Below are 8,770 nucleotides of genomic sequence, written 5' to 3'. Positions count from 1 at the left end.
CAAGTACTCACGCCATAGTAATGCCAACTTACCATCAAAGCGATAAAGTGTCAACCCCCCTTTTCGTCTATTTCCAACAAGGGAACAGAGAAAAGCACTTAAGTAGCGGGAATTTCATAGGTTGCATACTCTATGAGGACACTGTAAGGCGGAACGCTCAGGACCCAATACTCCCGAAAATGCCCACCTCGCGCACCTCTTCCACAGGCCCTTCCCTCACGCGCAGACGCAGTTTCCCGGTCACATCGCCCAAAGGAGCACGCTCAGTCACGCGCAGACTGATGCGAAAACGCTTGCGGGGCTCGAGTTCGGTTACAACGGGGTCGATACCCGGGATCGTACACTCGGCCTTCACAATCTCCAGGTCATTTTCGCCTGTGACCTCGATGCCTGGCACGGGTTCTCCCCGACGCGCGCCGTCAAACACGATAACTTTTGGCGTGACGGTACATTCGACACCGACGAGGCGAGCTTTGACAACGACGGTTTGTCTGGGCTTGCGTTCGACGTCGGTTTCCACCTCAAATCGGGCATTCAGGGTGTTCGCATCGAGCGGCGCAGTGTATCGAATCTCGATCCGATACGCGTCCGGAGGCATCTGAGAGGCCCCGGCCCCCTCGCCGGCATCGGCTTCCGAGCTGATTGGGGCCCAGGAGACCTGCAGTTCGTCCGAGGCCTTGATCGCCCTCAACTGCACGGGGCGACTTCCGTTCCGGCGCAAGAGGCAGGATGCTGTAACCGTTTCCCCGCGCTTCACGCGGCCGAAATCAACTTGCGGCGGTTCGAGCACGTATTCGGGGATGATATCGCCCTCGACCTCAATCGGCGCGCAACACGAGTCGAGGGCATCGGTACAAACGACGACACGTCCTTGAACCGCGTCGCTGCGATAGTCCTTGAGGTGCAACACGATGCGCAAGGCGGCGGATTCGCCAGGCTCAAGGCGCTGTTTATCCGCCTTGGCGCTGGTGCAGGGGCACGTGGATTTGACGGCGGTGATGCCAACGCCAGCCGTCCCGGTGTTGGTGAGGGTAATGATTTTCTCAGGGCTCTTCTCGGGAGAGACTTTCCCGAAGTTCACGCGGTACGTTGACACTTCGAGTACGGGACGAGCCGGCGCCTCTTCCTCGGCACCGAGGCAACCGAAAGAAGAGAAAAGAAGAAGACATGTTAGCGGCATTCTAAGGTTCATCGGCGGGCGCCTCCTGTGAAACGGGCGTGGTATGGCGTTTTGCCGCCCGAACATCGGACCACGCGCCGGGAAGGAAGAACAGGCCCGGCAGGGCTGGTCCCAGCGCGGAGAGCAGATGGGCGATGAGCGTGTAAGCAACGGCATCATCGGGGTCCATGCCGGGGTTCACGAGATACAACGCGACTAGGCACAGCACGTGAAAGGTTCCCAAGGCCCCGGGCCCCGACGGCAACAGATGCGCGAACGTCGCGAGGCCATTGATCGCCACGGAGGTCAAGGAAGCCTGTCGCATACTCAACGAAAAGGAGCACAAGAGCGGAATCGGGGCCAAGACGAAGAGCGCCCAGCAAAGAAACGCCATTGCTTGCCCACCCCAGAAGAGGCGTACTTCGCCCATTACATCGACAGTGGCGGAAACCTGCTCAAAGGCCGCAGCGAGACGTGGGGCCAAGCGCGGGATGTATCTTTGGGCGAAACTGACGAGCAGCTTATGCGTGGCGTCCTGCCACCGGTAGAGCATCGCGCAGAAGACAGCCCCGCCGGCCACGGCGAGGGCGAAGAAGCCCAAGGCCGCGTAGAGCGTCTTCGGCGGAATGATGATTGCGTTCTCCAGGAGGCCGCCGAGGTTCATGTGAATGCCTTCGCCCAGTGGCGCTACCCAGAAGACCGCCATTGCCAGCAAAAGGATCGGGAGCAGGTCCTGGAACCGAGCAAGTACAACTGCGGAGAGCGTGCGCGCAAAACCAAGTTCGGTGCTCCGCGCAAGAACAAAAGCCTTGAGGAATTCGCCGCCGCGCATGGGTAGCAGGAAGTTCCCGAGGTAACCAAGTGAAAGCGCACGAAATGCGGCAGGGAAGCGGGCTTGCTCCGGATTGCCCATCAGCCATTGCCATTGGAGCGTGCGCAGGGGAAAACTGACGTACGATATTGCGAGGGTGAGCAGAACGGGCCAGAGCGAAATCCTCTGGATGGCATCCCAGACTCCGCGTAGGTCCGCCTTGTACAGTATCCACGCCAGGAGGAGAAAGCTCATAGCGAAACCCAGGACGTGTTTGATAACGCCCTTTGCCGTGCGGCTCGGCCAAGCGGCGCTAGGTGCTTTTTCGCCGACGTCAGACATATCGTTCTGAGAGGGCCCCTCTTGTCCCGCCTTGAAAGGCCTTGCGGAGACGATTATGAGAAAAGGCTTGCCCATTCGTCAAAACCGGATTATATTAGGCAACCGCATAGGTGCAGTTCAGTGGCCATGCCGCCGATTGACAGGGCGGGAATGTGTCGAAAGATGATGCGGATACTCATCTTTTCACTGCCGGGTATTGGAGACACGCTGCTCTTCCTGCCTGCCCTCCGGGTGTTGCGAAAGGCCATGCCCGGCGCGCACATCACGGTCGTCACCATGTTCGAGGGCTCCCGAGCGGTTGTAGAACTCGCCGGCGACGCGGATGAAGCGGTCAACTTCGAATTCTGGCGAAACGGGGCGTGGCAGGCGTTGCGGTTTGTCCTGGGTCTTCGAAAGCGGCGGTTTGACGCCTGTATTCTGGCCTACCCGGCCAACAGGCCCGAGTACAACCTGATTGCGCGGCTATCCTGCGCGAAGGTGCGCTTGGGGCACCGCTATAACCACCTCGGCTTCGTTTGCCTGAATTGGCTCCAGAACCGCTTGGTGCATGAGGATGATTCGCTCACGAACATCGAAGAGAACCTGCGACTCGCCGAATTGCTTGCCGGTCAGCGCAGCTCGGTGGAGAACCTACGGCTCCGCATACCGGATCCCCATGCGCGCAGGGCCAACGCATGGTTGGATGAACGCGGACTTGCCAGAACAAGACCGTTGATTGGATTCCATCCCGGCGGCAGCACGAGAAAGAATCACGAGCACAAGCGGTGGCCTGCGGAGCGATTCGGCGAACTCGGAGCACAATTGCTGAAGAAGACAGCAGCGCGCATCCTGGTTTTCGGTGGAGATAAAGAGCGTGACGTGAAGGAATCTATCGCTGGGATGATCGGGGCGGCCGCCTGCACGGTTGATACCGAAGACTTCTCGCTTTCAGCAGCGTTAATTGGGCAATGCGATCACTTCGTCTCCAACGATACGGCCCTTCTGCATCTCGCCGCGTTCCTGGGAGTACCCGCTACAGGCATCTTTGGCCCCACAAATGCAGCATGGGTTCGTGTACCCGGCGCCTGGAGGCAGGAAGCCACCCTTGGCTTGCCCTGCCAACCGTGCTTTTACTATTCGCCGAGGCATTTGAGATGCGCGCAGGGGGATTTTCAGTGCCTTTCCGGACTTTCGACCGGCCACGTATTGGATTTGCTGCTCCAGGCTTTGGAATCCGAAAAGCCATTAACATCTCGTGAGCAGTATGGCACAAAGTAAGCCCAATAACGGGTCCCCAAATTCCGCTCCAGTTGAATTGGGCGTTTCGGACCGGCTTTGGCCCGACGGCATTGGACCGAACTTCCTGATCCTCGCCCTGATTTCCGCGGTGGTCTTCTGGGACGTGTTCACGCACCCTCACCTGATGCTCTGGGCCAGCGACATCGTCCGCGCCCACAGCACTTACAAGATCGTCCAGTGGCGAAGCTGGTGGGAATATGGCTCGTTCCCTCTTTGGGACCCAACCGTGTTTTGCGGCAAGTCGATTGTGGGGGATCCGCTTCCCGCCGTCCTAAATCCCTTTGCAGTGCTCTTCTGGCTGATACCGTCGCCCTCCCTCTTTGGTTTCTACTTCTGGTTCTACATAACCTTAGGCGCGTGGGGGATGTTTCTTTTTGCCCGCGAGCGGGAATGTACGCCTGTTGGTGCCGTGCTTGCGGCAACAGCCTTTGCGCTGAGCGGGAAGACCGCGGGACACGTGTTCGCGGGGCACGCCGAATTGCTTTCGACCGCACTCGGGTTTCCGTGGATTCTGTGGGCGGTTGAGCGAATCTGCAAGAAGCCGGGATTTGGGCGTGCGGTCCTGCTAGGACTCGTGCTCACGTTGACCGCAACGTGCGGCAGCGTGCAAATGATGTATCTGCACACCCTATTCGCCACCGCGTATCTCGCGCTCCGCATGCTGCCAGATGTGTTCGCGAAGGCGTACGGGGCCGTGGCCATCCGGGGGGCGACATACGTCGGCGGGTTTGTCGTTTTTGCGCTCGGGGGTGCGGCGTGGTGGTTCCCCATAATGCGCCAGACGCTGCTTCTCAGCGCGCGCTCGGAAGGCGTGACGTTCGAGTTTGCCACCATGAACAGCATGGGCTACGGCGACCTCTGGCGTTTCATTTGGCCGTTCCAGGGACAGCCCGCTCCGCAAGCGCTGCAGGGAGACGCGGCAAACGCCTTCTTCTGGGAAACCGCGAACTATCCGGGAATCATAACGCTGTGTCTGGCCATTGCAGCGGTTGTCGTCCTCAAAAACCGCTACCAAGTTTGGTCGCTCGCGGGACTGGCGATTCTGGCGATCATGCTGGCCTTGGGCGAGCATAGCCCATTCTACTGGCTCGCCTTCCATGTTGTTCCCGGTTTCAAGCTCTTCCGAGCGCCCGGACGGATGCTGTTTTATGCGAACTTCTTCGTAGCCATACTCGCGGGAATGTTCCTGTCGCAGGAACGCATAGCGCGGTACCGATGGTTTCTACCAGTTCTGGTGTGCGTGACCCTGGAATCCGCTTTGCTTCTCCCCTTAGTTCTGCCTGCATCAATACTCAAGCCGGGATTCGGGACATGGTGGCCGTTGGCTATCACCGGCATCCTCGCCCCGCTGTCCATCCTGTGGGCCTACGGTGCCTTGAAACCTCCCCATTGGCGCGTGCTCGCGGTTGTTCTTCTTGTCATCGAGCTTTTCTATATCTGGCAGCCCCACATCAACATGGTCGCTACAAAACGCGTCCTGCCAAGCCTGGCTGCCGCAGAGTTCCTTGAGAAGCGAAGACAGGAAGAGGTTTTCCGAATCTATGATCCGACGTTCACCATAGACCAACAAATCGCGGCGCGCCACGGACTGGAAATCATCACGGGCTATCACCCCGGCATCTACGCGCACCACCTTGATCTTTACAAGAAGCTCTGGCGGCAGGACGATTCCGACCTTGTCGAGCTACGCATGCACTCTCCCAGCGAACTGGGCTGTCCAAACATCCTCGACCTTATGAACGTCAAGTATGTTATGGCATATGAGCCATATCTTGGCCCGGAATACGAGCGCGTCTTCACGACACCCGCACACGAATTTGAGCAGCCGCGACACGTGTTTCGTCGAGAAGCCGGACTACCCCGAGTGTTTCTGGTTGCCAAAGCCATCATGCCCCAACAGGACCGCGCGGCTATCGACGAATTGTGCGCCTTGAATCCCAAACAGGAATGTGTGGTCGAGGCAGACCCTGTGGAAGGGAGTGCAGAGTATCAAGAAATCTCAGCAAAGCGGAACGCTTTCGGAGACTGGACGCTCAGCTTCACGACCGACCACCCGGGCATTGTCGTTCTGTCTGAAAGCTGGCACCCCGACTGGCGAGCAACCGACGGAAACAAGCCGTTGGAAATCCGCCGCGTCAACTACGGACAAATCGGCATACCAATATCTCCGGGAGAGCACATGCTCCGCGTCAGATACTATCCGTGGGATTTCTTCTTGGGATGTCTGTTATCCGCGAGCACGTGGGGCTTGCTGGTCGCACTTACTCTTACTTTGATGCTAATTCGCCGCAAGATGAGCGTCCGACATGATGGTCCAGCCGCTCTATGAAGGTTGGGGGCGCGATGGTGACCATCGTGTAGTGCCCGATACGGGTCGTAAAGTCTGATCAATGGGCGGCGCCGTGTCTGGCCTTCAGTTCCTCGGAGACCCTTCTGCTTCTTGCGGTCCTCAACCCCGGCCTTTTCGGTCAGAAAACGCCCTTTCCGCGACACGCGCTTTGAGCGTGCCCTGTTAAAAAGACACCCCAGCCATAGTGCCTAACGTACCCGAGACTGCTCAGGCCCGAAAACCGTGCGAAACCTGGCGTTTCTAGCGCAGGAACGCCCATTGAACAGCAGACCGAACATATGAGACCCAGTCTAGATAGGCAGCCGTGCTCGTGCGGGATGCCAGAAATAGGAGGGCAAGTGCCTTTACGTTTGACGGGCAGTCATCCAAAGCATGCGATGAAGGGTATACCGTCGAGAAAAAGCAATCTGGGCCGTTTTCCGGCATTACCAGCTCATCGGGCGTGAGAATACGGTCACGGCCGCCCCCAGCCACAGTTTAGGAGGCTGCGGTCGGCCCTCACGCGCCAGTTCAGATGTACGTCAGCGCGTCTCGGTCCTTCCGCTCCCCAGCGTGCCCGCGCCTTTCGCGCAGGGATTCAGCAAGGTCCGCCAGCCGTCTCAACGCCTTCGCGAACTTGTTGGAGAACACCCATCCTTCCCGGCACCCGTACTTTTGACCGAACCGGGAAACGTGGTCAATCAGGCCCAGCCGGCGCATCTTTGCACGCACCGTTTCAAGCGCACGGCGACTCACACCAAATTTGTCCGCTATCGGTTCAAGAACAGGCACGAACTGGCCCTCCGCCCACTTCAACTCGATGAACACAGCCAGGAAAACTTTCTGATGCCGCTTATTGCCCGGAAAGAACACGACAGCCAACTCGTCCAGATCCTGAATGCGAGTGATCCTGCTGTGGTTCACGTCAATCTTCGTGCTTGCCAACACCCCTCACCCCCGCGGCTTGCCCCGTTGACTCCAACGCCCTCCGGCGCATCTCGGCGCGGTCCCGCGCCACCTCCAACGCCATCTGCCTCAGCTCGGCACCGAAGCGGGACTCTATCCAACAGATCGTGCAATATGCCTGGACGTACACCTCGTTAAAGACGCGATTGAATCGCCAGCGCACGCCCTGCCGCGTCACACCGAAAACGGCCTCGATCTTCTCCCCATAATTACGGCGCAAAACCATGTGAGCCACGGGCCGCAGGCGAAGCTCGACCGACAAGTCCTTATCGTCCATGAGCCGCCCTAGCTTCGCGACGAACTCAGCATCCTTCTGCGTCAGCTTCACGCCGCATCACCAACAAATCGTTTCCGTATTGAGCCAGGTCCACTTCCCGCTCCTGTTCCATGAACACAAGCGTCATGAACCGGCGCGCCCGATCCCGGCGCGGGTCGCTGTTCAGAGCGGGTACCTGGCTGAACAAGACCGCATCTTCATGCACGCCTTGCCAAATGACTTCCCGATAAGCATCCATGACAAAGGGGTCGTCATCCCAGAAGCCACCGTCCCCCAAAGAAACGGCGGTTTCCGCAAGCGAGTCCAAAGCATCTGCCAAACCGGGAATACTGTCCAACGCCGGCACATCCGAGACCAGCAATTCCCCGGACCGCGACTCCGCCACGCGCCGGCGAAGCTCTTCAACCTTCAGACGCCGGCGTTCGCGAGACTCCCTCATACGCTCGGAAAAATATCCGGCGTTAAAGAGCCTTTCATCAAACAGGAACCGGGAAGGTACCGGTGCCCCGCATTGCCGGCATGCGTAATGCACCCGCCGAAACACCAGAGACGCGCCGCAACAAGGGCTTTGCTGAAACTCCACAGTCGGGTCCAGACTCGAGCGACACGCCTCGCACGAGGCCCGTCCAGAGCCTGTCATGACCAGTCTTCCTCCGCAAGCGGGACACGCGTGACCGGAAAGAAGCACTTCATAGTAAAAGGCCCGGACCCACTCGCGCAGGACCTCAAGCCGACTGACCACAAGGCCCAACCCATCGAGTAACGCGTTATTTTGGGTCACGATAATGACCTCTCCGCGGACTGATTTCTCTCGTCCACCGCAAATGCGCAAATCGAATGGCGAGGATCGCCGCCATGCCACAACACCCGAACGGAATGACTGGAGGTGTTGAACTCCTCGACAATCGGAAAGCCCTGCACATCACCAAAGGAACCCCTCGGCAACGCAACAAAGTATTTTCCCACTGGCAGGTAGGGCACGGAGAAGCGCCCATCCACAACAGGCGCCTTGCCAATGGGCGGACAATTCTCCAGAGCCCACATGACAGACTCGAAGGAACCGTTGGGAGCAACGAACAAAGAAACAGCACTACCCGGCCTTGCCGACGCAGTAAGCCTTCCCGTCACGTTAAACAAAGGCCTGCGCACCGCCAGCCAACCGCACGGATTACTGAACCACCACCGCCCGCCCAGCGACTCATCGGGTTTGGCGGCCAGGTCCCGCTCCAAGCCGCTGGTGCAGCCGGTAGCCAAGAAGAGAACTATCAGCAGCAATGCCCAAAACGCAAGGTTCCGGGACCCGGACGAGACTTTCATAGCAAGAGAGAATAGGCCCCGATATAAAAGCTTTGCGGTCCCTCCTCGCACACCTACCTTCTGATGCCGCAATCGGGCCAAGCAAAAGCCCTTCCGAGTTTCGATAGCAACTCCTCTCGTCATTCCGCCGCTAATATGTCTTCTCGTATCGTCCTCCTGTTCCACCACAAGGTCGACATCTGCCTAGAGAAGCATCGTGATTAAACTCTTGTTCTCCGCTCCCACGGCAGACCCTGCAGTGCGGTTACCCCCGATTTTAGGACCACGGGCATAAGTGGAATCTGCGTCCTT

7 protein-coding genes are annotated in these 8,770 nt (G+C 58.6%); 2 read left to right on the top strand and 5 right to left on the bottom strand.

The window, feature by feature from the left end; genetic code table 11:
* Positions 1 to 157: 157 nt before the first annotated feature.
* Together PLJ71_21930 and PLJ71_21925 are read right to left on the bottom strand one after the other, a co-directional pair.
* Entirely contained in the window at positions 158 to 1,192 is a 1,035-nt protein-coding gene (locus PLJ71_21930; protein HQM51350.1) for a DUF1573 domain-containing protein, read from the bottom strand.
* The gene (locus tag PLJ71_21925; protein HQM51349.1) at positions 1,182 to 2,312 is read right to left on the bottom strand and encodes a lysylphosphatidylglycerol synthase transmembrane domain-containing protein; all 1,131 of its coding nucleotides are present in this window, start codon (positions 2,310 to 2,312) and stop codon (positions 1,182 to 1,184) included. The genes PLJ71_21930 and PLJ71_21925 overlap by 11 nt, the downstream gene beginning before the upstream one ends.
* Before the next feature lie 162 nt (positions 2,313 to 2,474).
* On the opposite strand from PLJ71_21925, the gene PLJ71_21920 reads away from it, so the two are divergent.
* Both PLJ71_21920 and PLJ71_21915 read left to right on the top strand, forming a co-directional pair.
* A complete protein-coding gene (locus PLJ71_21920; protein HQM51348.1) occupies positions 2,475 to 3,569 on the top strand; it encodes a glycosyltransferase family 9 protein in 1,095 nt (364 codons plus the stop codon).
* A complete protein-coding gene (locus PLJ71_21915; GenBank protein ID HQM51347.1) occupies positions 3,556 to 5,919 on the top strand; it encodes a hypothetical protein in 2,364 nt (787 codons plus the stop codon). The genes PLJ71_21920 and PLJ71_21915 overlap by 14 nt, the downstream gene beginning before the upstream one ends.
* A 531-nt stretch (positions 5,920 to 6,450) precedes the next feature.
* Here PLJ71_21915 and PLJ71_21910 read toward each other — a convergent pair.
* From PLJ71_21910 to PLJ71_21900, 3 genes are read right to left on the bottom strand one after another with little or no spacing between them, the layout of a single operon-like run.
* Positions 6,451 to 6,843 (bottom strand): hypothetical protein, encoded by a 393-nt coding sequence (locus PLJ71_21910; protein ID HQM51346.1) that lies wholly within the window; start codon positions 6,841 to 6,843, stop codon positions 6,451 to 6,453.
* A gap of 1 nt (position 6,844) precedes the next feature.
* Positions 6,845 to 7,213, bottom strand: a complete 369-nt coding sequence (locus tag PLJ71_21905; protein HQM51345.1) for a hypothetical protein — start codon at positions 7,211 to 7,213, stop codon at positions 6,845 to 6,847.
* Positions 7,188 to 7,601: a hypothetical protein gene (locus PLJ71_21900; GenBank protein HQM51344.1), complete on the bottom strand. Its 414-nt coding sequence runs from the start codon at positions 7,599 to 7,601 to the stop codon at positions 7,188 to 7,190. Before PLJ71_21900 ends, PLJ71_21905 begins: the two co-directional genes overlap by 26 nt.
* Between the last annotated feature and the right edge of the window lie 1,169 nt (positions 7,602 to 8,770).

This window comes from Candidatus Hydrogenedentota bacterium (genome assembly GCA_035416745.1).
Taxonomy (GTDB): domain Bacteria; phylum Hydrogenedentota; class Hydrogenedentia; order Hydrogenedentales; family SLHB01; genus UBA2224.
The sequence above is the reverse complement of the archived record's forward strand: the minus strand, read 5'-3'. Positions and strand labels throughout refer to the sequence as shown.